The following is a 25,513-nucleotide window of genomic DNA, read 5'->3' as shown; positions in this document are numbered from 1 at the left end:
CAGGGTCCGATCTCCATAACATCGCCTAAAGAAGAGGTAGAGTATTATGGCCAAAGTCATCGGGATCGACCTCGGGACGACCAACTCCTGCGTTGCCATCATGGATGGTTCGCAACCCCGTGTGATCGAAAATGCCGAAGGGGCGCGCACGACGCCCTCGATCGTCGGTTTCACCGACAATGAACGCCTTGTGGGCCAGCCGGCCAAGCGCCAGGCCGTCACCAACCCCACCAACACCATTTTCGCGGTGAAGCGCCTGATCGGCCGCCGCGCCGACGACCCCGAAGTCGCGAAAGACAAGGAACACGTCTCGTACAGCATTGTCGATGGCGGCAATGGCGACGCCTGGGTCGAAGCCAACGGCGAGAAGTACAGCCCCAGCCAGATTTCGGCCTTCATCCTGCAAAAGATGAAAGAGACCGCCGAATCCTACCTGGGCGAGGAAGTGACGCAGGCCGTCATCACCGTACCCGCCTATTTCAACGACGCCCAGCGCCAGGCCACCAAGGACGCAGGCCGGATCGCCGGTCTGGAAGTGCTGCGCATCATCAACGAACCCACCGCGGCCGCGCTGGCCTATGGCCTCGACAAGAAAGAGACCAAGACCATCGCCGTCTATGACCTTGGCGGCGGCACGTTCGACATCACCATCCTGGAAATCGACGACGGTCTGTTCGAGGTGAAATCCACCAATGGCGACACTTTCCTGGGCGGCGAAGATTTCGACATGCGGATCGTCCGGTATCTGGCCGACGAGTTCAAAAAGGAAAACGGCGTCGATCTGACGAAAGACAAGATGGCCCTGCAGCGCCTGAAAGAGGCCGCTGAAAAGGCCAAGATCGAACTGTCCTCTTCGCAGCAGACCGAAATCAACCAGCCCTTCATCAGCATGGATCCCAAGGGCGGCCAGCCGCTGCACCTGGTGATGAAGCTGACCCGCGCCAAGCTGGAAAGCCTGGTGGGCGACCTGATCAAGGGCTCGATGAAACCCTGCGCCGCCGCGCTGAAAGACGCCGGTCTGTCGACCTCTGACATCGACGAGGTGGTTCTGGTCGGCGGTATGACCCGGATGCCGAAAGTCGTGGAAGAAGTAACCAAATTCTTCGGCAAGGAGCCGCACAAGGGCGTGAACCCGGACGAAGTGGTGGCCATGGGTGCCGCCATTCAGGCCGGCGTTCTGCAAGGCGACGTCAAGGATGTGGTCCTGCTCGACGTGACCCCGCTGTCGCTGGGGATCGAAACGCTGGGCGGTGTCTTCACCCGCCTGATCGACCGCAACACCACGATCCCGACCAAGAAGTCGCAGATCTTCTCGACCGCCGAAGACAACCAGAACGCCGTGACCCTGCGCGTGTTCCAGGGCGAACGTGAAATGGCCGCCGACAACAAGCTGCTGGGCCAGTTCAATCTGGAAGACATCCCGCCGGCACCGCGCGGCCTGCCGCAGATTGAGGTGACCTTCGATATCGACGCCAACGGCATCGTTGAAGTGGGCGCCAAGGACAAGGGCACCGGCAAGGAACAGAAGATCACGATCCAGGCCTCTGGCGGTCTGTCCGACGAAGACATCGATCAGATGGTCAAGGACGCCGAGGCGAATGCCGAGGCCGACAAGGATCGTCGCGAACTGGTCGAAGCCAAGAACCAGGCCGAAAGTCTGATCCATTCGACCGAAAAGTCGATGCAGGAGCACGCCGACAAGGTCGATCCGACCACGATCGAGGCGATCGAGTTGGCGATCAGCGCACTGCAGGATCAGCTGGAAGGCAATGACGCGGGCAAGATCAAGTCCGGCATCCAGAACGTCACCGAAGCCGCGATGAAACTTGGCGAGGCAATCTACAAGTCCCAACAGGAAGGCGCGGGCGAGTCCGCGGCCGATGGGGCGGATGAGCCGCGTGGCGTTGACGACGATATCGTCGATGCCGATTTCGAAGACCTGGACGACGACAAACGCTCCTAAGAGCGTCAGAACCCTTGCGGCCGGTCCGGGCGAATGAACCGGGCCGGCCCTTGCGTGTTCACCAAGAGGATAACAGCTGATGGCAAAACGCGACTTTTACGAGGTTCTGGGCGTCGGAAAAGAGGCCTCTGCCGATGAGCTGAAGAAAGCCTATCGCACCAAGGCCAAGGAATTGCACCCGGATCGAAATTCGGACAATCCCAACGCCGAGGCCCAGTTCAAGGAAGTGAACGAAGCCTATGAGACGCTGAAGGATCCCGACAAGAAAGCCGCCTATGACCGGTTCGGCCATGCCGCTTTCGAAGGCGGGATGGGCGGCCCGCGCGGCGGGCATCCCGGTGGCCATGGCGATTTCGCCTCGGCCTTTTCGGATGTGTTCGACGATCTGTTCGGCGATTTCATGGGCGGGCGCGGCGGTGGCGGGGCCGGGCGGCAACGGGCCGCGCGCGGCTCGGATCTGCGCTATAACCTGCGGATCACGCTGGAAGAGGCCTTCGCCGGGCTTCAGAAAACCATCAACGTGCCGACCTCGGTTTCCTGTGCGCTGTGCCACGGCACCGGCGCCGAAAGCGGGGCCGAGCCCAGCACCTGCCCCACCTGTTCGGGCATGGGCAAGGTGCGCGCGCAGCAGGGCTTTTTCACCGTTGAACGCACCTGCCCGACCTGCGGCGGTCTTGGCCAGATCATCAAGAACCCCTGCGAGGCCTGCGGCGGCGCGGGCCGCGTCGAAAAAGAGCGCTCGCTGAACGTCAACATCCCCGCCGGGGTCGAAACCGGCACGCGGATCCGTCTGGCCGGCGAGGGCGAGGCCGGGCTGCGCGCCGGGCCGACCGGCGATCTTTATATCTTCATCGAGGTGGCCGAGCACCCGATCTTCGACCGCGAGGGCGTGAACCTGTCGTGCCTTGTGCCGGTGTCGATGACATCGGCCGCCTTGGGCGGCGACATCGAGGTGCCGACGATCGACGGCGGCCGGTCGCGCGTGAAGATCCCCGCAGGCAGCCAGACCGGCAAGCAGATGCGCCTGCGCGGCAAGGGGATGCCCGCGCTGCGCGGCGGCGGCTACGGCGACATGTTCATCGAACTGGCGGTGGAAACCCCGGTCAACCTGACCGGGCGTCAAAAAGAGTTGCTGCGCGAATTCGAAAAGATGAGCGAAGACAACAACCCCGAAAGCAGCACCTTTTTCACCAAGGTCAAAAGCTTCTGGGACCAGATGAAAAGCTGACGCGCCCGGCGCGGTTAACCTTTCATTCAGCAAGTTCTGCAAGCATCGGGCCATGACCCGGCCCGATGCCTTTTCCGACTCCCCCCTGCCGCTGTTCGATGCGGTCCCTGCGGCGCCCGTGCTGCGGGCCGGGGACCGGCTGCCCTCGTACATCCGCGATCACCGCAAACGGCTGCGCGCCCGCTTCATCGAAGGTGGGGCAGCGGCGATGCCGGATTACGAATTGCTGGAACTGGTCCTGTTCCGCGCGATTCCGCGCCAGGATGTCAAACCGCTGGCCCGCCGCCTGCTGGACCGGTTCGGCGATTTCAACCGCATCCTATCGGCCCCCATCGCCCGCCTGAAAGAGGTGGACGGCGTCGGCGATGCAGTGGTGCAGGAACTGAAGATCGTCGAGGCCGCGGCGCACCGGCTGGCCCGCGCCCGCGTGATGCAACGGCCGGTGATTTCCGGCTGGGACGCGCTGCTGGATTATTGCCACACCGCCATGGCCCACCGCGAGACGGAGCAGTTCCGCGTGCTGTACCTTGACCGAAAGAACGTTCTGGTCGCGGATGAGGCGCAGGCGCAGGGCACGGTCGATCATGTGCCGGTCTATCCGCGCGAGGTGGTCAAGCGCGCGCTGGAACTGAACGCCTCGGCCCTGATTCTGGTGCACAACCACCCGTCGGGCGACCCGACCCCGTCAGAGGCCGATATCACCGTAACCGCCCAGATCGCCGACGCGGCAGAGGTTCTGGGCCTTGCGCTGCACGATCATATCATCGTCGGAAAATCGCGCGAGTTGAGCTTTCGCTCGGCCGGGTATCTGTAGCCCGGCCAGCGGTCAGCGCAGCCAGACCTCAACCCGCCGGTTCATACCCCGGCCCCAGTCGGTATCGTCGCAGGCCATCGGCAACGCCTCGCCAAACGCGGCCACCGTCAGCCGGATCCGCCCCGGATCGGCGGCAATCGCCGCGTCGCGCACCGCATTGCGGACCGCCTCGGCGCGCTGCCGGGCGATGCGGCGGTTGGCCTCCCACCCGCCCTCGCCATCGCTGAACCCGACGAACAGCATCTGCCGGTCGTCGAACAGGCCGGCCTCCAGCGCCTGGGCCAGATCGGTCACGTTGCCCGCCGACTGCACGTCCAGTTCGGTCGAGCCGCCGCGAAACCGGAATGTCGGCGTCAGGCGCACCGCCCCGCGCAGCCCCGCCACCATGCGCTGCAACTCGTCCAGCGGCACCTCGGCGCCCGCATTGGCGATGGCATTGGCCAGCCGGGTGCCCTGCGCGCCCAGCGCGATCTCTTCGCGGGTCTGATCGACGAACCCGGCGCGCCGGACCACCCGTTGCGCCGGCGGGGTGGACAGATAGGCCAGAAATTCCCGCGCGAACAACGGCAACCGCCGCGCAGGCGTGTACAGCAACAGCGGCGCGCTAAAGGGGTAATCCTCGGTTTTCAGGCTTTGGCGGTTCAGCGGCAGCGGCATCCCGCAGCGGCCCTGCAACCGCAGCGGCACCGCATTGCCAAGTTCGGAAAACCGCGCCACGCCCAGCGCCAGCGGATCGGCGGCCACCGCATCGGCCAGATCGGCGTCGCGGGCGTGATACCGCAGGGCCCTGCCGGGCGTCAGACCCAGCGGCGTCAGCAGCCGGTCCTCGACCGCCTGCTGCGGCCCTGACCCGATTTCGCGCATATGCAGCGCGACCTGCGCGCCCGGCTGCCCCGGCCAGTCCGTGATCTGCCCGGCCAGGATCGCCGCCAAATCGGCAACCGCCATCCGGTCCACCGGATTGCCCCGCGCCACCACCGGCACCAGCGCATCCAGCGCCACGATCCGGCTGCGGTCGGGGGCGGACAGATCGCCCAGCCCGGCCTCCTGCACCAGCGCCAGTTCTGCGGGCCGTATTTCGCGCATCGCCATCACGATATCGGCCTCTTCGGCCACCAGATCGGCAAAACCCTCGGCGGTGGAGTTCAGCCGAAACCCGATCCGCGCCACCAGGCGGGCGGTGGCGGCATCGGTCAGTTCGAACTGAAAACTGGTATCGCTTTGCACCACCCGCCGCACGCGCAGACCGCGCCGGGCGGCATAGGCCTCGATCAGGGCGGGCATCAGAACCTCGCCCATCGCCGGCGCGCCGGAAAAGCTGAACGTGGCCACATAGGCCGCCAGGTCGGGACAGCCCGTGCCGGCGCACAGCACACCCTGCCCGTCAAGCGTCAGCGCGCCATAGGCGGTATCGACGCGATAGAATTCCCCGTCAAAAGACAACAGCGTGCCGTTGACCGTGATCGTGCCATCGCGCGAGGTCAGGGTGACATCCTGCGCGTGGACCGGGACGGTCAGGCCAAAGAAAAGAAGCGCGGCGAAAATCGCCACGCTGACAAGGGGCCGGTTCATGTGTCAGACTACATCGCGTCAGTTATGCGCGATCTTCAGGTCTTGCAGGATGTTTTTCAACACCAGAAATTCACCCAAGGCGTCGCAATCAGGTACGGCCATGCTGACCTCGGCGCTTTGCATCTTTCCGTCGGCGCCCGGTTGCAGAACCTCGGCGATGATTTCACGCTCGCAATTGGCCTGTGTCACCTCGGCTTCGACGCTGATGCGCACCACGCCTTCTTCCCGGCTTTCGGCCGAAGGGTAGCTATAGATCTCGGCCAGGCGCGCGCCGGGCAGGGCCGGGTCGCCCAGACGGGTCAGGAACCCGCCCCGCGCGGTGTCGCCATAGGCCGGGTCGCGCGGGTTGCCGTTCCAGACATGACCCTTGTCGTCGTAATCCGCGCCGAATTCCAGCGCGTGAAGCTGCATCGCGTTGTCACCCTGCCACTGCAGCGCCATACGCGCATAACCGCGGGCGTCGGGCACACTGGCGGCAGTCGTCAGAACCGTGCCATCGGCAAATTCGAACATGAAGACCGGCGCCACACTCAGCGCGGGCACGTCAAGCGTCAGGGTGCCGGTATGCGATGTTCTGACCGCGAAACGCAGCCTGTCCTGCACGATGTCGACCCGCGTATTGGGTTGGCAACTGGCGCTCAGCGACAGGTGTACCATGGCCCCGGCGGCCGGCGTGGCGGTCAGTTCGGTGTCGCAGGGCAGGCCGTATTGGTTCAGCCTCTGCCGTGCGGGTTCGGGGCGGGAACGGCCTTGATCCAGGCGGGAAAGGCGTGTGGCAAGCGCAGGGATTTCGGTGCCGATGCCCGGCATATGCAGCGTTACCTCGGGGGCGGCGGGCAAAGCAACGGTGCCCGACTGCCGACCGGCACCCTGGGTGGTGGGGGCGGAAAGCTGTCGAATATCCTGCACGTCGAAGCTGATCGCCGACGACGGATCCGACCGGGGCGCGACAACGGTGTCGGCATCGACAGCAGTCGTCAGAACCCTGGTATTCTTTACCCCGAGAAACTGATCGCTGTTCTGGACGAAATGCCCGGCCAGAAAGGCTACAAACAAGATCGCACCCGTGGCGAGTATCCTCCGATCGAACTGCACAACGCACCCTTTCCTTCAGCGGTCAAGGTGTGACTACGCACGGAAATGGGCGATTACGTGGCGATATAAAGGATTGTTGCGGCCTGGTGAACACTGATTTTAACAAACAATGTCCACAAAGGGGCACAAGGATCAGGTCAGCCGACCGTGACAATGCTTGAATTTCTTGCCCGAACCACAGGGGCACAGATCGTTGCGACCCGGATTACCCCAGGTCGTGGGATCGTTTTCATCGAACCCGGCCACCTGGGCCTCTGGCGCAGCAACAGAATCGGGCGCAGGGGCCGGCGGCTGCATCGCCTTTTGCTGGTCGACCATCTGCTGCATCATCGCCGCCTGTTCCTCTTCGGTCAGCGGACGGATCTGGCCCAGCTTCTGCGAGACATCCTCGCGCAGCGCATCCAGCAGCGATTCGAACAGCGCGAACGCCTCGGTCTTGTATTCGTTCAACGGGTCGCGCTGTGCATAGCCCCGGAACCCGACGACCGAGCGCAGGTGATCCAGCGTCAGCAGATGGTCGCGCCATTTCGCGTCGATGGTCTGCAGCAAAAGCTGCTTTTCGATGTTGCGCATGTTTTCGGGGCCGAACTGCACCGCCTTGGTGGCCATCGCCTCGTCCGAGGCTTTTTCCAGCCGTTCGCGGATCACGGTGCTATCGACGCCTTCCTCGGCGGCCCAGTCGATCACTGGCACATTCAGGTTCAGCTTTTCGATCAGCGCGGCATACAGCCCCTCAACATCCCACTGGTCGTGATAGGCGCGTTCCGGGATATGGGCGCCGACCAGATCGTCGATCACCTGATGGCGCATGTCCTGCACGATCTCGGACAGATCCTGCGCCTCCATGATTTCGCGCCGCTGGCTGAAGATCACCTTGCGCTGGTCGTTCATCACATTGTCGAATTTCAGCAATTGCTTGCGGATGTCGAAATTGCGGCCCTCGACCTTTGCCTGCGCCTTTTCCAGCGATTTGTTGACCCAGGGGTGGACGATCGCCTCGCCCTCTTTCATCCCCAGACTCGACAATACCTTGTCCAGCCGTTCCGACCCGAAGATGCGCATCAGGTCATCTTCGAGCGACAGAAAGAAGGACGACCGCCCCGGATCGCCCTGACGACCCGACCGGCCGCGCAACTGGTTGTCGATCCGGCGGCTTTCATGCCGTTCGGTCGCCAGAACGTACAGACCGCCAGCGGCCAGCACCTTTTCCTTTTCATCCGCGTGTTCGGCGGCGATCCGGGCGCGAATTTCCTCGGGGTCGGCGTCGGGGTCGGCGTCCAGCGCCTCCATCACCTTCATCTCGACATTGCCGCCAAGCTGAATGTCGGTGCCGCGGCCGGCCATGTTGGTGGCGATGGTCACCGCGCCCAGACGGCCGGCATCGGCCACGATCTTGGCCTCTTGTTCATGGTGGCGGGCGTTCAGCACGCTATGCGGAATCCCGGCCTTGGTCAGCAACTCCGACAGCATTTCGGACTTTTCGATCGAGGTGGTGCCGACAAGAATCGGCTGGCCCTTGGCGTGGGCCTCTTTGATAGAGTCGACGACCGCCTCGAACTTTTCCTTGGCCGAGCGGTACACCGCGTCATGCTCGTCCACCCGCGCGATTGGCCGGTTGGTCGGCACCTCGACCACGCCCAGGCCGTAAATCTCGTCGAATTCCTCGGCTTCGGTCAGGGCGGTGCCGGTCATGCCGGCCAGCTTGTCGTACAGGCGGAAATAATTCTGGAACGTGACCGAGGCCAGCGTGACGTTTTCGGGGTGGATGGTCACCCCCTCTTTCGCCTCGATCGCCTGATGAAGCCCGTCCGACAACCGCCGCCCGGCCATCATCCGGCCGGTGAATTCGTCGATCAGCATCACCTCACCGTTGCGGACGATGTAATCCTTGTCGCGCTGGAACAGCTTGTGCGCCTTCAGCGCCTGGGTGGCGTGGTGCACGATGGTCGTGCTTTCGGGGTCATACAGCGACTGGTCCTCGGGCAGGATGCCCAGCCGGGTCAGTTCCTGCTCCATGAACTCGTTACCCTCTTCGGTGAAGGTCACGTTGCGCTGCTTTTCATCCAGCGTGTAATAGTCCGGGATGATGCCGGGGATGACCGCGTTCAGGGTCACGTACAGCTCTGACCGGTCCTGACTGGGGCCCGAGATGATCAGCGGCGTACGGGCCTCGTCGATCAGGATGCTGTCGACCTCGTCCACGATGGCGAAGTTATGCGCGCGCTGCGACATGTCCTTGAGGTCGGACCGCATGTTGTCGCGCAGATAGTCGAAGCCCAGCTCGTTATTGGTCGCATAGGTGACGTCGGCGGCATAGGCCGCTTTCTTTTCGTCCTCGGGCTGCTGCGGATAGATCACGCCGGTGCTCAGCCCCAGCGCGCCGTAGACCTTGCTCATCCATTCGGCGTCACGCTTGGCCAGGTAATCGTTGACCGTAACGATATGCACACCCTTGCCCGTCAGCGCATTCAGATAGGCCGGAAAGGTGGCGACAAGGGTCTTGCCCTCGCCGGTCTTCATCTCGGCGATATTGCCCTGATGCAGGAAAATCCCACCCATCAACTGTGTGTCAAAGGCGCGCAGGCCCAGCGCCCGTTTCGCGGCCTCGCGGCAGTTGGCGAATGCCTCTGGCAACAGCGCATCCAGGCTTTCGCCATCGGCCGCGCGCTTGGCCAGCTCGGCGGTCTTTTCCTTGATCCCCTCGTCGCTCAGCACCTCGAAATCAGGCTCCAGCGCGTTGATCTTCTCCACGATCGGACGGGTGGCTTTGATCTTGCGGTCGTTCGGCGTGCCAAAAACCTTTTTGGCGAGTGTTCCGATGCCCAGCATGTTTTCTCCGCGTGGTGGCTCTTTATCGGGATCGTGAAAGAGGATGCCTTGCCCACCCCGGCTGCCCCGCATAGGTAGGGCAATGAAAAAAGGGCGGTCCGGCACTTTCGGACCTTGGTGCGATGTAAGCGCCTGCCCCAACAGTGTCAACGTCGCCCGACCGTGCGGCCGCAAAGGAGTTGCCCAGATGCCGAACCTCATGAAACCGCTGCTGGCCGCCACGCTGGCCATCGGCCTGTCCGTCCCGGTCTGGGCCGCAGAGCCGACCGCCGAAACCGTGGTTGCCACCGTGGGCGGCAGCGACATCACGCTGGGCCAGATGATCGTGATGACCGCGCAACTGCCGCAGGATTATCAGACGCTGCCCGACGAGATTCTGTATCAGGCTGTGCTGGATCAGCTGATCCGCCAGATCGCCGTCGGCCAGACCATCGAGAACGACCTGAGCAAAGAGGCGCAACTGGCGCTGGCGAACGAGCGTATCTCCTTTCTGGCCAGCGAGGCGCTGAACCGCGTTGCCGCCGATGCCGTCAGCGACGAAGCGATTCAGCAGGCCTATGACGCGAAATATGCCGATGCCGCGTCGGAAACCGAATTCAACGCTGCCCATATCCTGGTCGAGACCGAGGAAGAAGCCAAGGCACTGAAGGCCGAGTTGGACGCCGGCGCCGATTTCGCGGAATTGGCGCGCGAGAAATCCACCGGCCCGTCGGGTCCGTCAGGCGGCGCACTGGGCTGGTTTTCCAAGGGCATGATGGTCAAGCCGTTCGAGGACGCGGTGCTGACGATGCAGCCGGGCGACGTGTCAGGCCCGATCCAGACCCAATTCGGCTGGCATATCGTCAAGCTGAACGAAACCCGCGACATGGCCGCGCCCGCGCTGGAAGAGGTCGCGCCGGAACTTGCGGGCGAGCTGCAACAGGCCGCCATTGCCAAGGCGATCGACGAAATCACCGCACAGACCGACGTTCAGCGCAGCGAAACAGAGATTGACCCCGCGCTGTTGCGTAATATGGAATTGCTGAACGACTGATCGCAACTGCGGAGACAGATGATGGCCAAGAAGGGCACCGACAAAACCAAGGCAAAAGCCAAATCGCCCAAGGGAGACGAGGTAAAGGTCTTCAAGCGTGAGGTCGCCAAGCTCCGCAAGAAACTGAAGGTCCAGAAAAAGGCCAAGCCGACGCCGGCCACCCCGGCCCCGGTTGCGAAGGCTGCGCCGATCATCTCGCCGCTGGCGCCTGCGGGCGGGATGCCCGCGCTGCCGGCGATTGCCGGGGTTGAATTTGCCAGCATCGCGGCCGGTGTGCGCTACAAGGGCCGGATCGACGTGATGCTGGCCCGGCTGGCCCCCGGCACGCAGATGGCCGGGGTCTTTACCCGTTCGGCCACCCGCGCCGCGCCGGTTCTGGATTGCGAGGCCAAAATCGGCCTGCCCGCAGACGACGCGGGCGCGGCGATCATCGTGAACGCGGGCAACGCCAATGCCTTTACCGGCGACAATGGCCGCCAGTCGGTCGAGGCGATCACCGCCGCCGTGGCCCAAGCCGCAAACGTGCCGCAGATGCGGGTCTTTTCCTCGTCCACCGGGGTGATCGGCGAACCGCTGCCGCATGACCGCATCACCGCCGTTCTGGGCGATCTGACCGCAGCGCTTGACGCAGGTTCCATGGGCGACGCCGCCCGCGCCATCATGACCACCGATACCTTCCCCAAGGGGGCCACAACCACGGTCGAGATCGGCGGCGAAATCGTCACCATCGCGGGCATCGCCAAGGGGTCCGGCATGATCGCGCCGGATATGGCGACGATGCTGGTCTATATCTTCACCGATGCCAAAATCGCGCGGGCGCCCCTGCAACGCTTCCTGTCACGCCTGACGGATGAGACATTCAACAACATCACCGTGGATGGGGATACCTCGACCTCGGACACGCTGCTTTTGGCGGCGACGGGGCAAAGCGCGGCACCTGAGATCACCGATCTGCGCTCAAAAGCCGCCCGCGATTTCGCCGTCGGGCTGAAAACCGTGATGCTCGATCTAGCGCATCAGGTGGTCAAGGACGGCGAAGGCGCCACCAAATTCGTCGAGGTCGCCGTGACCGGTGCCGACAGTGCCGCCGACGCGCGCAAGGTCGCACTGTCGATCGCCAATTCGCCGCTGGTGAAAACCGCCGTCGCGGGCGAGGATCCCAACTGGGGCCGCGTGGTGATGGCGGTGGGCAAATCCGGCGCCAAAGCCGATCGCGACCTGCTGTCGATCCGTTTCGGCGACATCGCGGTGGCCGAAAAAGGCTGGGTGGCGCCCAGCTATACCGAAGAGGCCGGGGCCACCTATATGAAGCAGCCCGAACTGGTGATCGGTGTCGATCTGGGGCTGGGCACCGGCGCGGCCACGGTCTGGACCTGCGATCTGACGCATCGCTATATCGACATCAACGCCGATTATCGGTCATGAAGACCTTGCTGGTCTCGGCCGTCGCGCTGATCGACGTCGAGGGTCGCGTGTTGCTGGCCCAGCGGCCGCCGGGAAAATCCATGGCCGGGCTGTGGGAATTCCCCGGCGGCAAGGTCGAGACGGGCGAAACCCCCGAGGCCGCGCTGATCCGCGAGTTGGCCGAAGAGCTGGGCATCGACACCTGGGAAAGCTGCCTTGCGCCGCTGACCTTCGCCAGCCACGGCTATGATGATTTCCACCTGCTTATGCCGCTTTTCGCCTGCCGCAAATGGAAAGGCATCCCGCAGCCGCGCGAAGGGCAGACCCTGAAATGGGTGCGCGGTGATTCGCTGAAGGATTACCCGATGCCGCCCGCCGATATCCCGCTGATCCCGATTTTGCGGGATTGGCTGTAAATCGGCGGGGATTTTCCGATCACTTTGCGCGCATCTGCACAGGGATGTCATAATTTTGCCTTATATTCAGGCGGGCATTCGAGGTGCGTGACGCTTTTTTCAGGTGATTTTTAACAAAAAATCGGTATTGTCTTTGAAATGTCACAGCACTGTTGGGGGGATGACCGTGATCAAGACAATTACCATGGGAAGCTGCGTTTCGGTTCAGGGCGCTTTTGTGCGCAAACTGGGCAACGGCAACATTCAGGTCCGCGTCGGAGAGCGCGTCTTCGAAGGCCGCCCGGTGTCCGAGAAAACCGCAGCCTGACCAACCATATTCTGCGAATGAAATGAAAAAGGACGGCCCGATCAAGCCGTCCTTTTTGTTTGTTTTCGGCGGGTGGGCCGGATTACGTCAGCGACCGTTCGATCTCTTCGCGCTCAAAAATCTCGATGACGTCGCCGGGGCGGATATCATCGTAGTTTTCAAACGCCATACCGCATTCCTGACCCGAAGTGACCTCTTTCACCTCGTCCTTGAAACGCTTGAGCGTCTTCAGCGTACCCTCGTGGATCACCACGTTGTCGCGCAGCAGGCGCACACCGGCAGAGCGGCGCGCCACGCCTTCGGTGACCAGACAGCCGGCAACCTTGCCAACGTTGGACACTTTGAAGACCTCCTTGATCTCGGCATAGCCGATGAAGGTCTCGCGAATTTCTGCCGACAGCAGGCCCGAGGCTGCCGCCTTCACGTCATCCACCAGATCGTAGATCACCGAGTAATAGCGAATCTCGACACCCTTCTGGTTGGCCGCACTCCGGGCCGGCGCGTTGGCCCGCACGTTAAAGCCAATGACCGGCGCGCCCGACGCTTCGGCCAGACCCACATCGGTTTCGGTGATGGCACCGACCCCGACATGCAGCACCCGCACGCGGACCTCTTCGTTGCCGATCTTTTCCATCGCCTGAACGATCGCCTCGGCAGAACCCTGCACATCGGCCTTCACCAGAATCGGCAGCTCCTGCACATTTTTGTCTTCCTTGGCCTTGGCCAGAAGCTGATCCAGCGTCGTGGCCGCCCCGGCAGCGGCGCGTTTGTCCTTGGCCGCCTGATGGCGGTATTCGGCAATCTCGCGCGCCTGGGCTTCGGTATCGACCACGTTCAGAACGTCGCCGGCCTCGGGTGTGCCGTTCAGGCCCAGAACCTCGACCGGAACCGACGGCCCGGCCTCTTCGACGCGCTCGCCCTTGTCGTTGATCAGCGCGCGAACCTTGCCCCACTGCTCGCCCACGACAAAGATGTCGCCCTGCCGCAGCGTACCGTTCTGCACCAGAACCGTGGCGACGGGGCCGCGGCCCACATCAAGCTGCGCCTCGATCACGGCGCCAGAGGCGGCACGCTCGGGGTTGGCTTTCAGTTCCAGAATTTCGGACTGCAGCGCGATTGCTTCCAGCAGCGAATCCAGCCCCTGGCCGGTAACGGCCGAAACCTCTACATCCTGCACGTCGCCGGACATCTTTTCGACCACGACCTCATGCTGAAGCAGATCGGTGCGCACCTTGTCGGGGTTCGCGGACGGTTTGTCGCATTTGTTGATCGCCACGATCATCGGTACGCCGGCCGCCTTGGCGTGGTTGATCGCCTCGATGGTCTGCGGCATCACCGCATCATCCGCGGCAACGACCAGAACGACGATATCCGTCACCTGGGCACCGCGTGCCCGCATCGAGGTAAACGCGGCGTGGCCCGGGGTATCGAGGAAGGTCAGCAGCGCGCCGCTATCGGTCTTCACCTGATAGGCGCCGATATGCTGCGTGATGCCGCCGGCCTCGCCCGAGACAACCTTGGCGTGCCGGATCGCATCCAGCAGCGAGGTCTTGCCGTGGTCGACATGGCCCATGATGGTGATGACCGGCGGACGCGGCTTGAGGTTCTCTTCCTTGTCCTCGACCTTGTCGATCACCTGTTCCACGTCGGCATCCGACACGCGCACCACCTTGTGGCCGAACTCTTCGACGATCAGTTCCGCTGTGTCGGCGTCGATCGGCTGGTTCTGCGTGACCATCATGCCCATGTTCATCAGCGATTTGACCACATCGGCCACACGCTCGGCCATACGGTTGGCAAGCTCCTGCACCACGATGGTTTCGGGCACCTGAACGTCGCGCACGACCTTTTCGCGGCTCTCGGCGCCGCCCATGGCCTTTTGGCGCATCCGTTCCTGCTTGCGCTTCATCGCGGCCATCGAGCGTTGCCGCCCGCCTTCGCCGCCGGTCAGCGCCTGGTTGACGGTCAGCTTGCCGGAACGGCGGCTGTCATCGCGCGCCTTCGCACGGGTGGGGCGATCGTCGCGGGTGTCGCGCTCGCGCTCGGTCTTGCGCGGGGTCGGCTTGCCGCCGCCACGCTGGGCCTCGGCCTCGGCCCCAGGTGCAGCAGCAGCAGGGGCCGCCGCCGCAGCGGCCGCAGCTTTTGCCGGAGCTTCGGTCGCGCGCTTCTTGGCTTCCTCGGCTTCGCGTTTCTTGCGCTCTTCTTCCTCGGCCTTCAGCCGGGCAGCTTCTTCGCGCTCGCGCTCTTCACGCTCTTTGGTTTCAAGATCTTCGCGGCGGCGCTGGCGATCTTCCTCGCGGCGCTTTTCTTCTGCGGCGCGTTGCTTGGCCTCTTCGGCCTCGTTGGCCTTTGCGGCCTGCAACGCCTTCAGCCGGCGCTCCATCTCGGCGTCGGAAATACCAGCCGGCCGTTTCGACGGATCCCCCAGATGCGTTGCGCCCCCGGCGCCTTTTCCGGCACCGGGTTTCGGAACGACCACGCGCTTGCGCTTCGTCTCGACCACGACACTCTTGGTCCGCCCGTGGCTGAAGCTTTGCTTCACCTGTCCGGAACGCGGACCGCCGCGCACACCGAGAGTTTTCTTGCCGTCACTATCGTTCATGTGGTCTTCGTACCTTTCGCAGGGGCATTGCCCCCGTCCGCTTTGCGCACGCCTGAAAGCTTGGCTGCATCCTCTACTACACGTTTAGTGAGTCCGCCAGCCGCAAGCGCGCCATGTATCACATGTTCCCGTCCGAAAGCCAAACCCAATTCCGCAGCCGTCAGACAGCCTATAAAAGCCTTTGTTTCCGAGGGCAGACGCAGTTTCGTCTTCCCCCGTTCAGACCCGTCGCTGGCCTGGATCAGCACTGTCGCCTCACCACTACCCAGCCAGCCTTTCACCTTTTCATACCCAGCGACCGCCAACCCGGCCTTGCGCGCCAGCGAGATCCCTTCGATCACCCGGCGCGCCAACCCGGCCTCGACCTGCGCATACAGATCGTCGGGCAACTGAACCGCCTGTTTGGCCCCGCGGGCGAACAGACGCTTGCGGATCGCGGTTTCCAGCGCGCCGCGGTCTGCCGACACCCAGATGCCGCGGCCCGGCAGCTTGCCCAGGATATCGGGCACGATCACGTCGCCCGGCCCGACCACGAAACGGATCAGCCCCGCCTTGGGCTGAACCTCGCCCGTGACGATGCAACGCCGCTCGGGATCTTCCCGCGTGTTATGTTGACCGCCACGGCCCAAAGCGCACCCGAGACCTGAGATCAGGCCTCGGTCTCCTCTGCGTCTTCAAGGGCGTCGTCTTCGCCCGCCGCCAGCTCGGCCGGATCAACCCAGCCAAGCTGAATCCGCGCGGTCATGACCATATTCTGCGCCTCTTCCAGAGAGACGTCAAATTTCTCGAGCACGCCTTCGTCCTTCACGCGCTGGCCGTCAACCGTGGTCCAGCCACCGGCCAGTTCCCAGTCGGCGCAGGTGGCGAAATCTTCGAGCGACTTCACATCGTCCTCGGCCAGCGCCTCGATCATTTGGGGTGTCAGACCCTCGAATTCAACCAGGCTGTCCTCGACGCCCAACTCGCGGGCATGTTCCAGCGCCTTCTTGTTGGCCGCTTCCAGATAGTCGCGGGCCCGGGCCTGCAGCTCTTCGGCGGTGCTCGCATCGACCCCGTCGATCACCAACAGCTCGTCCTGATCCACATAAGCCACCTCTTCCAGCGAGGTGAACCCCTCGGACACCAGAAGCTGGGCAAAGAATTCGTCCAGATCCAGCGCTTCCATGAACAGGTTGGTGCGCTCGGCGAATTCGGCCTGACGGCGCGCCGATTCCTCGGATTCGGTCATGATGTCGATATCAAGCCCGGTCAGCTGCGACGCAAGCCGCACGTTCTGACCGCGCCGGCCGATGGCCAGCGACAGCTGATCGTCGGGCACGACAACCTCGATCCGCTCGGCCTCTTCGTCCAGAACCACCTTGGTGACCTCGGCCGGTTGCAGCGCGTTCACCAGGAAGGTCGGCTGATCCTCGTTCCACGGAATGATGTCGATCTTTTCGCCCTGAAGCTCGTTCACCACCGCCTGCACCCGGCTGCCGCGCATACCGACGCAGGCACCGACGGGGTCGATCGAGTTGTCATAGGAAATCACGGCGATCTTCGCACGCGAACCGGGGTCGCGGGCCACGGCCTTAATCTCGATGATGCCATCGTAAATCTCGGGCACTTCCATCTTGAACAGCTCGGCCATGAACTGCGGGTCGGTGCGGCTCAGGAAAACCTGCGGGCCGCGGGCCTCGCGGCGCACGTCCTTGATATAACAGCGCACCCGGTCGTTCGGGCGATAGCTTTCGCGGCCGATCTTTTCGTTCCGGCGCAGAATGGCTTCGCCCCGGCCGATATCGACGATGACGTTGCCGTACTCCTCGCGCTTGACCAGACCATTGATGATCGTGCCGGCGCGGTCCTTGAACTCTTCGTACTGGCGGTCACGCTCGGCTTCGCGAACCTTTTGCAAGATCACCTGCTTGGCCGATTGGGCGGCGATCCGGCCCATTTCGACCGGCGGCACCTCATCGCGAATCTCGTCGCCGACCTTGGGATCGTCAAGATAGCCCTTGGCCTGTGCGACGGTCAGCTCGGCCTGGTAATTCTCCAGCGCGTCATCCTCGACCACGGTGCGCACCCGGGTGAAGGTGGCCTTGCCGGTCTTGCGGTCGATCGCAACGCGGATGTCCATCTCGGACCCGTAGCGCGACTTGGCGGCCCGGGCGAGGCTTTCTTCCATCGCCTGAACGACCAGTTCGGGGTCGATCATCTTTTCGCGGGCCACGGCCTCGGCGGTTTGCAACAGCTCCAGCTGGTTTGCAGAGGTAATCGCCATTCCTCACTCCTCCTCGGAAGCGTCTGTTTCTATCTCGTCGAATTGGTCTTCGTCCACGATGCCGGCGGCCTTGCGCTGGCGCAGCATCTCGCGGATCAGATCGTCGGTCAGCACCAGCTTGGCATCGGTCAGCCAGTCGAATTTCAGGCCGATCACGCCTTCCTCGATCTCGATCAGAACCTCGTCGCCTTCGGTCCCGCGCAGCTCGCCCTTGAAACGGCGGCGCCCGTCGATCAGCTCGTCGGTCTCAAGTTTGGCCTCATAACCTGCCCAGGTATCGAAATCCTTGAGCCGGGTCAGCGGCCGGTCGATGCCGGGGCTGGACACTTCCAGCGTATAATTGTCGTCGATCGGGTCTTCGACATCCATGGTGGCGGATACGGCGGTCGAAATTGCCGCGCAGTCATCCACCTCGATCCCGCCCTCGGGACGTTCGGCCATGATCTGCAACGTTACCGTCTTGCCACCCATCAGCCGGATGCGCACCAGTTCGAATCCCAGTCCCTCGATCACGGGCTGGAGGATTTCGGCCAGGCGCCGGTCGATGGCGGCTTTTGCGATAAGATCGTTCATGGGTGGTCCAAAAACAAAAAAACGGGCGCGCGGCCCGTGCATTACTGTCCGGTGGAGCGCCGGGGGTGGAGGCCAGCGCGCCGCTGTTGAGGGGCATATACGGGATGGGGGACGAGTCTGCAAGGCCCGCGATACCCTTAAACCCCAAACAGCCCCGCCTGCCGCGCCACCGCTTTCGTTGTGCGTACCAGTTCCGCGGTGATCCCCGGCTCGCTCAGCGCGTGGCCTGCCAGCGGCACCATGCGCATCTCGGCGCGGCGCCAGCGTTCGGCCAGCGCCCAGGCCGAGGATGGCGGACAGACCATATCGTAACGCCCCTGCACGATCGTCGCCGGAATATGCGAGATCAGCGAAACGTTCTGCAATATCTGCCCGTCGCGCTCCAGCCAGCCGGCGTTCTGGAAATAATGATTTTCCAGCCGGGCAAAGGCACGGGCATAATCGGCCGGGGCATCGCCCACCGGCCCGTCATGCTCGATCGAGGCGAGGGCGTTTTCCCACGCCGCCCAGGCGCGGGCATAGCGGGTCTCCAGCATCAGATCGCCGGAAAACAGCCGCTTGTGATAGGCGGCGATCATATTGCCGCGCTCATCTTCGGGGATCAGCGCGGCGAAGCGCGCCCACAGATCGGGCCAGAACTGCCCCGCCCCGCCGCCATAGAACCAGTCCAGTTCGGCCTGCGTCATCAGGAACACGCCGCGCAGGATCAGATAGGCCGCGCGGTCGGGATGGGTCTGGGCATAAAGCAGCGACAGCGTGGCGCCCCAGCTTCCGCCGAACACCACCCAGCGATCAATGCCCAGCACCCTGCGGATCCGTTCGATATCCGCGACCAGATGCCAGGTCGTGTTATCGTCCACACAGGCATGGGGGCGCGAGCGGCCGCAGCCGCGCTGATCGAACAGGATGATGCGATACTCCGCCGGGTCGAAATAGCGCCGCATCGCCGGGCTGCACCCGCCGCCGGGACCGCCATGCAGCACCACGACCGGGATTCCGTCGGGGTTGCCGCATTGCTCGACATACAAGGTGTGACCGTCACCGACATCCAGCATCCGCTGGTCAAACGGAACGAGCGGGGGAAAAAGAAAATGCGCTGCGCGCTTTTGGCCTGCGGATTTGTCCATTACCGATCTATATAACCCTGAAACGACCCCCGACAGGGGTGAAACAAAGAAGACCGGATCGGAGAGCCCTATGCAAGCCGCCGAAACAACGATTGATGCCGCCGAAGTGGCCAAATTCGAGGCAATGGCCGCCGAATGGTGGGATCCCGCAGGCAAGTTCAAGCCGCTGCATCTGATGAATCCCTGCCGTCTGGACTATATCACCGCGCAGATCGCCGCCGAATTCGACCGCGACCTGACCGCACCTGTGCCGTTCAGCGGGCTGCGCCTGCTGGATATCGGCTGTGGCGGCGGGCTTTTGTCGGAACCGATGGCGCGGCTGGGCGCCACCGTGGTGGGTGCCGACGCCGCCGCCGGCAACATCCCCGTGGCACAGGTCCATGCGGCGCAATCGGGGCTTCAGATCGACTATCGCCATACCACCGCCGAAGCGCTGGCCGAAGCGGGCGAGCAGTTCGACGTGGTGCTGAACATGGAAGTGGTCGAGCATGTGGCCGACCCGCTGGCCTATCTGACCGCCTGTCAGACCCTGCTGAAACCCGGCGGGCTGATGCTGTGTTCGACCATCAACCGCAATCCCAAAAGCTTTGCGGTGGCGATTCTGGGGGCCGAATGGGTGATGCGCTGGCTGCCCAAGGGCACCCATGAATGGCACAGGTTCATCACCCCGGACGAACTGTTCGCCCTGCTGGCCAAGGCCGGGTTCGATCCGGTGGACCGCAAGGGGTTCGTCTTCAGCCCGATTTCCTGGCGCTGGTCCATATCCGACCGCGATCTGAGCGTGAACTACGTCACCGCCAGCCTGAAACCGGCCTAGACGCCTTCGCCCAGCTTCTGGCGCAACGCGCGCAGCACCGGCAGCGCGGCGCGCACCTTGTCGGCGCCGATGTCATCAACCACCTCGGCGATCAGCGGCGAGATCGCCTCGATCGCCGCATCGCGCGCGCGCAGCCCCGACGGGCTGACCGATACCATCTTGCGCCGGGCATCGTCCCAATCGGGGCGGATATGGACGTGACCGGCCCATTCCAGCTTGCTCAGCGTGTTGGTCATGGCGCCACGGGTGACGTGAAAGCTTTGCGCCAGTTGCGCGGGCGAACGTTCCTCGCCCAGCCGGGCCAGATGGTTCAGCACCGAAAAATGGCTCAGTTCCATCCCCTTGGGCAGCGCCTTTGACAGGCGGATGCGGGCCAGCTGATCGGCCATGAACAATTCGCTGAACAGCGAGACGGCAAGGGTTTCGGATGTGTTGCTCACGCAGGGGCCTTGAATGTCCGGTCATGGGTCAGGGATGGAACACGTTTGCGGGCTTTTGCCACCTCGGACGAGTCAAGATCAACGTAAACCACACCGGGCTCTGTGCCAGCATCGGCCAGAACCTCGCCCCAGGGGGCGATTGCCAGGCTGTGGCCATGGCTTTGGCGCGGCTTTCCCTCGTGCGTCTTGTGGTGGCCGGTCTGCGCCGGGGCCAGCACGTAACAGCCGGTTTCAATCGCGCGGGCGCGCAGCAAAACCTCCCAATGGGCGGCCCCTGTCACCGGATGGAACGCCGCCGGCACCATCAGGATGGTGGCGCCCGCCTGGGCCAGCGCGCGATAAAGATGCGGAAAGCGCAGATCGTAACAGACCGTCATGCCGATCGCGCCAAAGGGCACCTGCGCCAGCGTGGCGGCCCCGCCGGGGCGATAGCCATCGGATTCGCGAAAACTGTCGCCCGCACCGATATCCACATCGAACATGTGGATCTTGTCATAGCGCGCCACGATCCCGCCATCGGGGCCGATCAGGAACGACCGGTTGGCAAAACGTCCGTCCGGGTCATGCGTCTTGATCCCGAGCGAGCCGATCAGCAGCCACACGCCCAGCGCGGCGGCCTCATCGCGCAATCCGGCAAGGGTCTGGTCCTCCTCCTCGACGCGCAGCACACGCTGCTGCATCAATCGGCTGGACGACACGCAATTGGTCACCTCGGGCGTCAGCACGAACCCCGCGCCACCCGCCGCCGCCACGCGCATCATGTCGCGCACGGTGACCAGGTTTTCGGCCGGATCGTCACTGGAACAGATCTGCAACAGGGCCGCGCGCATCACTCAGCCCGCCAGCATCGGGTCGAGCTTGCCTGCCCGGTCCAGCGCATAAAGCTCGTCGCAGCCGCCGACATGGGTCGCGCCGATGAAAATTTGCGGCACGGTATAGCCGCCATTGGCGCGGGTCATCATCTCCTGCCGCTTGTCGGGCTGGGCGGCGACGTCAATCTCGGTAAAGGTCACGCCCTTCTGGGCCAAAAGCCGCTTGGCCATCTGGCAATAGCCGCAGGTGGGTGTGGTGTAGATTTCGACTGGTTGCATGTTCATATCCCCGTGTTGCGGCAACTATAGGGGATCACGCGTCCTTCGCAACGCGCGCCAGCACCAGGGCCGAGACATCGCTTGCCCCCGCGGCCCGGCATGCCTCGGCCGCTGCGGTCAGCGTCGCGCCCGAGGTCATCACGTCATCGACCAACAGCACATGCCGCCCCGCGATCCGCGCCCGGCGCTTGGGATGGGCGCGGATCGCGCCGCTGACATTGGCAAACCGGGCCTCCACGCCCATGCCGTCCTGAAACGCGGTGCGCCGGGCGCGGATCAGCAGATCGGGGCACTGTTCCAGCCCGGCAAGCCGCGCCACCCCCTGTGCCAGCAGCGCCGCCTGATTATAGCGCCGGCGCAAAAGCCGCAACCGGTGCAGCGGGATCGGCGCCACCAGCATGTCGGGGGTCAGGATCGGCGCCGCCGCACGGGCCAGCCAGACGGCCGCGGGGCGGGCCAGTTCGGCCCGGTCGCCATGTTTCAGCGCCAGCACCAGCCGCCGCGCATTGTCACGGTAAATCACCGCCGCCCGCCCCCGCGCCCAGGGCCGGGCGCGCGTCAGGCAATCGTCGCAATGCACCACCCCGCCCGGATCGTCACCCGGCAGCGGTGTGCCGCAGGTGTCGCAGACCAGCCCGGAAATGAAATGCGTGTCCCGCCAACAGGGGCCGCACAGGCCGAAATCGCTGTCCACCAGCGCGCCGCAGGAAATGCATTGCGGCGGATAGATCAGCCGAAGCGCGCTTTGCAATCCCATCCCATGCCTTCTACATATCGCCCAAACCCAAGGAGAGCCGATGACACCCCAGAACGCCCCGACCCTGACCGACCGCGCTGCATTGGAGCGGTTCCGCGACCGCGCCCTGCGGCTGGCCGATCCGGCGCTGTTTCTGCACGAAGAGGCCGCCGCCGAGGTTCAGGAAAGACTCACAGAGGTTAACAGAACCTTTACGGCCCCCGCGGTGATCTCTCCTTTTCCGCAGGTGTGGCATGGGGCGTTGCCCGGCGCGGTGCATGTGCCGGATGACGAGGTTCTGGCGCTGGACGCCGGTGCGCATGATCTGGTGGTCCATGCCATGGCGCTGCACTGGGCGAACGATCCGGTGGGCCAGCTGGTGCAATGCCGCCACGCGCTGAAACCCGACGGGCTGTTCATCGGCGTGTTGTTCGGCGGCCAGACCCTGCACGAGTTGCGCACCGCCCTGGCCGGGGCCGAGGTACAGGTAACCGGCGGCCTGTCGCCCCGCGTCGCCCCGATGGCCGAAATCCGCGATCTGGGTGCGCTGCTGCAACGGGCGGGCTTTGCCCTGCCCGTGGCCGACAGTGCGGCACGCACCGTCACCTATCGCTCGCCGTTTCACCTGATGGCCGATCTGCGCGCCATGGGCGAGGTCAACGCCCTGGCCCAACGCCACCGCGCCCCGCCACCCCGCGCCCTGTTCGCCGAGGCCGCCCGCCGTTACGCCGAGGCGCACAGCCGCCCCGACGGGCGCATTCCCGCCACGTTCGAGACGATCTTCCTGACCGGCTGGGCCCCGCATGACAGCCAGCAAAAGCCGCTGCGCCCCGGCAGCGCCGCCGCGCGGCTGGCCGATGCACTGGGCACCGATGAAACGCCGCTGACCGACCCTGTGCAGCCACGCCGCGATTGACCCCCGGGCAAAAGCAGCTATGTCCGGCTGGACCCTGCTGGACCTCAACCAACCGCCGGAGAGATGATGCTGGATAAACCGCAGCCCGACGCCATACGCCCCGCCCATGCCCCGGCGGACCATCCCGCGATCACGCCCGCCAAGACCGGCGTGCTGCTGGCCAATCTGGGCACACCCGACAATTACGATTATTGGTCGATGCGCCACTATCTGAACGAGTTTCTGTCCGACAAGCGGGTGATCGACTATCCGGCGTGGAAATGGCAGCCGCTGCTGCAACTGATCATCCTGACCAAGCGGCCATTTTCATCCGGCAAGGCCTATAAATCGATCTGGAACGCGGACAAGGACGAAAGCCCGCTGATGACGATCACGCGGGATCAGACCGACGCCATCGCCACCGCGCTGCACGAAACCTACGGCGACCGGGTCGAGGTGGAGTTCTGCATGCGTTACGGCAACCCGTCGACCAAATCGAAGGTGCAGGCGCTGATCGCGAAGGGCTGCCGCAACATCCTGTTCTTCCCGCTTTACCCGCAATATGCCGGCGCCACCACGGCCACCGCCAATGACCAGTTCTTTCGCGCGCTGATGGATGAAAAATGGCAGCCCGCCGCGCGCACCGTGCCCGCCTATTTCGAGCATCCGAAATATATCGAGGCGCTGGCCCAGTCGGTCGAACGTGCCTATGCCGCCGCCGCGGTAAAACCGGAAACCCTGGTCGTGTCCTATCACGGGATGCCGCGGCGCTATCTGATGAACGGCGACCCCTATCATTGTCAGTGCCAGAAAACCACGCGCCTGCTGAAAGAGCGGCTGGGCTGGGGCGACGACCAGATCACCACCACGTTCCAGTCTGTGTTCGGGCCCGAAGAATGGCTGCGCCCCTATACCGTTCAGGAGGTCGCGCGCCTGGCCCGCGACGAAGGCCGCAAGAACATCGCCGTCATCGCGCCCGCCTTTTCGGCCGACTGTATTGAGACGCTGGAAGAGATCAACGAAGAGATCAGGGAAAGCTTTGAACACGCGGGCGGCAAGGGGTTCACCTATATCCCGTGCCTCAACGACGATGCCGCGCATGTTGCGGTGCTGTCGGAGGTGATCCGCGACAATCTGAAAGGCTGGCTGGACTAGGCCCGCCCCGTTTCATCCGCGCAACAAAAAAGGCGGTGGTCGAAACCACCGCCTTTTTCGTTTGATTTGGCGCTGAGCTTAGGAAGAAGCAGCAGCAGCAACCAGAACCAGGAACAGCAGCGGCACAAGGATACCACCGTTCGAGGAAGAGGTGTCTTCCACGATGATTTCCGGTTCCATCACGGGCTCGACCATGTTGCCAGCGAAGGCGGTGGACGCAGCAACGGACAGTGCAGCAGCAAGAGCAAGTTTCTTCATGTTTCCCTCCAGAATCGTCGTATCAGCATGGTTGTCGCACTGATACGAACTCAAGACTGTGTTTTTGTAGTTTCCACTAAGCAGTAAGATAAGAATATTGCAACTGGCGTTTTTTCCACGCCAGCAAAGTCAGGGACTTGTCGTCAAATCAGCAACACTTGTGTACCCACTTTGGCGTATCCGAACAGTTCTGCGATATCTTCATTATACAGCCCGATGCACCCGTTCGACGACCGGCGGCCGATCTTGCGCGTATCGTGGGTGCCGTGAATGCGGTAATAGGTCCAGCCCAGATACAGCGCGTGGGTGCCCAGCGGATTATCGGGGCCGGGGCCGACATAATCGGGCCATTCCGGGTTGCGCTTTTTCATCGACGGCGTCGGGCGCCATTCGGGGCCTTCGACCTTTTGCACAACCGAGGTACGCCCGCGGCGCGTCAGCTCTTCGGAAATCGGGACGCTGGTCGGATAGAGCTTGTAGGTCTGCCCGTCCGGCGACCAGTAATGCAGCGCCCGCGACGTGGTATCCACCAACACCGCGCCCTGATCCAGATTGGCGAAATAGGGCTCCCACCGAAGCGTGCGAAAGCTGGAAATATTGTGCCGCACACTGCCGGGTCCGCGCTCGGGCTCGCTCTCGATTTCAACCGAATTGGTTTCCTGGGCCAACGCTGGCGCGGCAAGGCCGGTCAGCAGCGCGGCCCCCCCGGCAAGAAAGGCGCGGCGATTTGCGGTGTCGGACGAACGGTGACTCATCATGAACTCCATCATCGGCAAATTGCTATGTCCCATGATATGGCCGGAAAGCCGCAGTCGCAAATCAAACGCGCGTCAGCGGCAATTTGCCTGCGAAGCGTTTGAACCACGCAACGCTTCGGGATACAGAAAAGTGTGGA

The 25,513-nt window shown here is 63.6% G+C and carries 24 protein-coding genes; 10 read left to right on the top strand and 14 right to left on the bottom strand.

The features are described 5' to 3' along the window. The first annotated feature begins 46 nt into the window (after positions 1–46). The 3 genes from dnaK (at position 47) to radC (ending at position 4,005) form a co-directional block, all read left to right on the top strand. On the top strand, positions 47–1,963 hold the full coding sequence (gene dnaK, locus ACSR1C_RS01195) for a molecular chaperone DnaK (RefSeq protein WP_460257491.1): 1,917 nt from the start codon (positions 47–49) through the stop codon (positions 1,961–1,963). Positions 1,964–2,042: 79 nt separating this feature from the next. After that, a complete protein-coding gene (gene dnaJ / locus ACSR1C_RS01190) occupies positions 2,043–3,191 on the top strand; it encodes a molecular chaperone DnaJ (protein WP_460257490.1) in 1,149 nt (382 codons plus the stop codon). Between the two features lie 52 nt (positions 3,192–3,243). After that, positions 3,244–4,005: a RadC family protein gene (radC, locus tag ACSR1C_RS01185; RefSeq protein ID WP_460257489.1), complete on the top strand. Its 762-nt coding sequence runs from the start codon at positions 3,244–3,246 to the stop codon at positions 4,003–4,005. A 12-nt stretch (positions 4,006–4,017) separates the two neighbouring features. Here the strand turns inward: radC and ACSR1C_RS01180 are convergent, their stop codons facing one another. The 3 genes from ACSR1C_RS01180 to secA all read right to left on the bottom strand — a co-directional run bounded on the left by ACSR1C_RS01180 (position 4,018) and on the right by secA (position 9,501). Then, the gene (locus ACSR1C_RS01180; RefSeq protein ID WP_460257488.1) at positions 4,018–5,577 is read right to left on the bottom strand and encodes a substrate-binding domain-containing protein; all 1,560 of its coding nucleotides are present in this window, start codon (positions 5,575–5,577) and stop codon (positions 4,018–4,020) included. Between the two features lie 18 nt (positions 5,578–5,595). Next, the gene (locus ACSR1C_RS01175; protein ID WP_460257487.1) at positions 5,596–6,633 is read right to left on the bottom strand and encodes a hypothetical protein; all 1,038 of its coding nucleotides are present in this window, start codon (positions 6,631–6,633) and stop codon (positions 5,596–5,598) included. Between the two features lie 171 nt (positions 6,634–6,804). Continuing rightward, positions 6,805–9,501 (bottom strand): preprotein translocase subunit SecA, encoded by a 2,697-nt coding sequence (gene secA / locus ACSR1C_RS01170; protein WP_460257486.1) that lies wholly within the window; start codon positions 9,499–9,501, stop codon positions 6,805–6,807. Between the two features lie 187 nt (positions 9,502–9,688). Between secA and ACSR1C_RS01165 the strand changes: the two genes are divergently transcribed. From ACSR1C_RS01165 to ACSR1C_RS01150, 4 genes are all read left to right on the top strand, one after another. Beyond that, positions 9,689–10,534, top strand: a complete 846-nt coding sequence (locus ACSR1C_RS01165; protein ID WP_460257485.1) for a peptidylprolyl isomerase — start codon at positions 9,689–9,691, stop codon at positions 10,532–10,534. Between the two features lie 21 nt (positions 10,535–10,555). After that, positions 10,556–11,959: a bifunctional glutamate N-acetyltransferase/amino-acid acetyltransferase ArgJ gene (gene argJ / locus ACSR1C_RS01160; protein WP_460257484.1), complete on the top strand. Its 1,404-nt coding sequence runs from the start codon at positions 10,556–10,558 to the stop codon at positions 11,957–11,959. Further along, entirely contained in the window at positions 11,956–12,354 is a 399-nt protein-coding gene (locus ACSR1C_RS01155) for a (deoxy)nucleoside triphosphate pyrophosphohydrolase (protein ID WP_460257483.1), read from the top strand. Before argJ ends, ACSR1C_RS01155 begins: the two co-directional genes overlap by 4 nt. Positions 12,355–12,520: 166 nt before the next feature. Then, entirely contained in the window at positions 12,521–12,661 is a 141-nt protein-coding gene (locus ACSR1C_RS01150; RefSeq protein WP_460257942.1) for a hypothetical protein, read from the top strand. Between the two features lie 82 nt (positions 12,662–12,743). Here the strand turns inward: ACSR1C_RS01150 and infB are convergent, their stop codons facing one another. The 5 genes from infB to pip form a co-directional block, all read right to left on the bottom strand. Next, positions 12,744–15,263 carry a translation initiation factor IF-2 gene (gene infB, locus ACSR1C_RS01145; protein ID WP_460257482.1) on the bottom strand — a complete coding sequence of 840 codons (2,520 nt, stop codon included), beginning with the start codon at positions 15,261–15,263 and terminating at the stop codon, positions 12,744–12,746. After that, positions 15,260–15,892 (bottom strand): RNA-binding protein, encoded by a 633-nt coding sequence (locus ACSR1C_RS01140; RefSeq protein WP_460257481.1) that lies wholly within the window; start codon positions 15,890–15,892, stop codon positions 15,260–15,262. The genes infB and ACSR1C_RS01140 overlap by 4 nt, the downstream gene beginning before the upstream one ends. Positions 15,893–15,912: 20 nt before the next feature. Beyond that, the gene (nusA, locus tag ACSR1C_RS01135) at positions 15,913–17,526 is read right to left on the bottom strand and encodes a transcription termination factor NusA (RefSeq protein WP_460257480.1); all 1,614 of its coding nucleotides are present in this window, start codon (positions 17,524–17,526) and stop codon (positions 15,913–15,915) included. A gap of 3 nt (positions 17,527–17,529) precedes the next feature. Continuing rightward, entirely contained in the window at positions 17,530–18,099 is a 570-nt protein-coding gene (rimP, locus tag ACSR1C_RS01130) for a ribosome maturation factor RimP (protein ID WP_460257479.1), read from the bottom strand. Between the two features lie 137 nt (positions 18,100–18,236). After that, positions 18,237–19,226, bottom strand: coding sequence for a prolyl aminopeptidase (gene pip, locus ACSR1C_RS01125; RefSeq protein ID WP_460257478.1), 990 nt, complete (start codon positions 19,224–19,226; stop codon positions 18,237–18,239). A gap of 70 nt (positions 19,227–19,296) precedes the next feature. Here pip and ubiG point away from each other — a divergent pair, with 70 nt between their 5' ends. Beyond that, entirely contained in the window at positions 19,297–20,043 is a 747-nt protein-coding gene (gene ubiG / locus ACSR1C_RS01120; protein ID WP_460257477.1) for a bifunctional 2-polyprenyl-6-hydroxyphenol methylase/3-demethylubiquinol 3-O-methyltransferase UbiG, read from the top strand. Here ubiG and ACSR1C_RS01115 read toward each other — a convergent pair. Genes ACSR1C_RS01115 through ACSR1C_RS01100 form a run of 4 tightly spaced genes read right to left on the bottom strand, consistent with a single transcriptional unit; the run spans position 20,040 to position 22,331 of the window. Next, a complete protein-coding gene (locus ACSR1C_RS01115) occupies positions 20,040–20,432 on the bottom strand; it encodes a MarR family winged helix-turn-helix transcriptional regulator (protein ID WP_460257925.1) in 393 nt (130 codons plus the stop codon). The two genes, ubiG and ACSR1C_RS01115, sit on opposite strands and share 4 nt — an antisense overlap. Positions 20,433–20,479: 47 nt before the next feature. Continuing rightward, on the bottom strand, positions 20,480–21,313 hold the full coding sequence (locus tag ACSR1C_RS01110; RefSeq protein WP_460257924.1) for a carbon-nitrogen hydrolase family protein: 834 nt from the start codon (positions 21,311–21,313) through the stop codon (positions 20,480–20,482). A gap of 3 nt (positions 21,314–21,316) precedes the next feature. Beyond that, the gene (grxC, locus tag ACSR1C_RS01105; RefSeq protein ID WP_460257476.1) at positions 21,317–21,574 is read right to left on the bottom strand and encodes a glutaredoxin 3; all 258 of its coding nucleotides are present in this window, start codon (positions 21,572–21,574) and stop codon (positions 21,317–21,319) included. A 34-nt stretch (positions 21,575–21,608) separates the two neighbouring features. Beyond that, entirely contained in the window at positions 21,609–22,331 is a 723-nt protein-coding gene (locus ACSR1C_RS01100; RefSeq protein ID WP_460257475.1) for a double zinc ribbon domain-containing protein, read from the bottom strand. Between the two features lie 40 nt (positions 22,332–22,371). On the opposite strand from ACSR1C_RS01100, the gene ACSR1C_RS01095 reads away from it, so the two are divergent. Both ACSR1C_RS01095 and hemH read left to right on the top strand, forming a co-directional pair. Then, entirely contained in the window at positions 22,372–23,226 is an 855-nt protein-coding gene (locus tag ACSR1C_RS01095; protein WP_460257474.1) for a methyltransferase domain-containing protein, read from the top strand. A 66-nt stretch (positions 23,227–23,292) separates the two neighbouring features. Next, entirely contained in the window at positions 23,293–24,360 is a 1,068-nt protein-coding gene (gene hemH, locus ACSR1C_RS01090) for a ferrochelatase (RefSeq protein WP_460257473.1), read from the top strand. A 78-nt stretch (positions 24,361–24,438) separates the two neighbouring features. On the opposite strand, the gene ACSR1C_RS01085 is transcribed toward hemH, so the two are convergent. Both ACSR1C_RS01085 and ACSR1C_RS01080 read right to left on the bottom strand, forming a co-directional pair. Then, positions 24,439–24,618 carry a hypothetical protein gene (locus ACSR1C_RS01085; RefSeq protein WP_460257472.1) on the bottom strand — a complete coding sequence of 60 codons (180 nt, stop codon included), beginning with the start codon at positions 24,616–24,618 and terminating at the stop codon, positions 24,439–24,441. Between the two features lie 143 nt (positions 24,619–24,761). Continuing rightward, positions 24,762–25,373, bottom strand: a complete 612-nt coding sequence (locus ACSR1C_RS01080; protein WP_460257923.1) for a L,D-transpeptidase — start codon at positions 25,371–25,373, stop codon at positions 24,762–24,764. Positions 25,374–25,513 lie beyond the last annotated feature (140 nt).

It is taken from the genome of Actibacterium sp. D185-2, from assembly GCF_054954595.1.
This window is presented reverse-complemented; position numbering and strand designations above follow the sequence as displayed.

Excerpts from the sequence above, each read along its gene's own strand:
- dnaK (WP_460257491.1), top strand. The coding sequence starts at position 47 with ATGGCCAAAGTCATCGGGATCGACCTCGGGACGACCAACTCCTGCGTT.
- dnaJ (WP_460257490.1), top strand. The coding sequence starts at position 2,043 with ATGGCAAAACGCGACTTTTACGAGGTTCTGGGCGTCGGAAAAGAGGCC.
- radC (WP_460257489.1), top strand. The coding sequence starts at position 3,244 with ATGACCCGGCCCGATGCCTTTTCCGACTCCCCCCTGCCGCTGTTCGAT.
- ACSR1C_RS01180 (WP_460257488.1), bottom strand. The coding sequence starts at position 5,577 with ATGAACCGGCCCCTTGTCAGCGTGGCGATTTTCGCCGCGCTTCTTTTC.
- secA (WP_460257486.1), bottom strand. The coding sequence starts at position 9,501 with ATGCTGGGCATCGGAACACTCGCCAAAAAGGTTTTTGGCACGCCGAAC.
- ACSR1C_RS01165 (WP_460257485.1), top strand. The coding sequence starts at position 9,689 with ATGCCGAACCTCATGAAACCGCTGCTGGCCGCCACGCTGGCCATCGGC.
- argJ (WP_460257484.1), top strand. The coding sequence starts at position 10,556 with ATGGCCAAGAAGGGCACCGACAAAACCAAGGCAAAAGCCAAATCGCCC.
- ACSR1C_RS01155 (WP_460257483.1), top strand. The coding sequence starts at position 11,956 with ATGAAGACCTTGCTGGTCTCGGCCGTCGCGCTGATCGACGTCGAGGGT.
- infB (WP_460257482.1), bottom strand. The coding sequence starts at position 15,263 with ATGAACGATAGTGACGGCAAGAAAACTCTCGGTGTGCGCGGCGGTCCG.
- nusA (WP_460257480.1), bottom strand. The coding sequence starts at position 17,526 with ATGGCGATTACCTCTGCAAACCAGCTGGAGCTGTTGCAAACCGCCGAG.
- rimP (WP_460257479.1), bottom strand. The coding sequence starts at position 18,099 with ATGAACGATCTTATCGCAAAAGCCGCCATCGACCGGCGCCTGGCCGAA.
- pip (WP_460257478.1), bottom strand. The coding sequence starts at position 19,226 with ATGGACAAATCCGCAGGCCAAAAGCGCGCAGCGCATTTTCTTTTTCCC.
- ubiG (WP_460257477.1), top strand. The coding sequence starts at position 19,297 with ATGCAAGCCGCCGAAACAACGATTGATGCCGCCGAAGTGGCCAAATTC.
- ACSR1C_RS01115 (WP_460257925.1), bottom strand. The coding sequence starts at position 20,432 with ATGGCCGATCAGCTGGCCCGCATCCGCCTGTCAAAGGCGCTGCCCAAG.
- ACSR1C_RS01110 (WP_460257924.1), bottom strand. The coding sequence starts at position 21,313 with ATGCGCGCGGCCCTGTTGCAGATCTGTTCCAGTGACGATCCGGCCGAA.
- grxC (WP_460257476.1), bottom strand. The coding sequence starts at position 21,574 with ATGCAACCAGTCGAAATCTACACCACACCCACCTGCGGCTATTGCCAG.
- ACSR1C_RS01100 (WP_460257475.1), bottom strand. The coding sequence starts at position 22,331 with ATGGGATTGCAAAGCGCGCTTCGGCTGATCTATCCGCCGCAATGCATT.
- ACSR1C_RS01095 (WP_460257474.1), top strand. The coding sequence starts at position 22,372 with ATGACACCCCAGAACGCCCCGACCCTGACCGACCGCGCTGCATTGGAG.
- hemH (WP_460257473.1), top strand. The coding sequence starts at position 23,293 with ATGCTGGATAAACCGCAGCCCGACGCCATACGCCCCGCCCATGCCCCG.
- ACSR1C_RS01085 (WP_460257472.1), bottom strand. The coding sequence starts at position 24,618 with ATGAAGAAACTTGCTCTTGCTGCTGCACTGTCCGTTGCTGCGTCCACC.
- ACSR1C_RS01080 (WP_460257923.1), bottom strand. The coding sequence starts at position 25,373 with ATGAGTCACCGTTCGTCCGACACCGCAAATCGCCGCGCCTTTCTTGCC.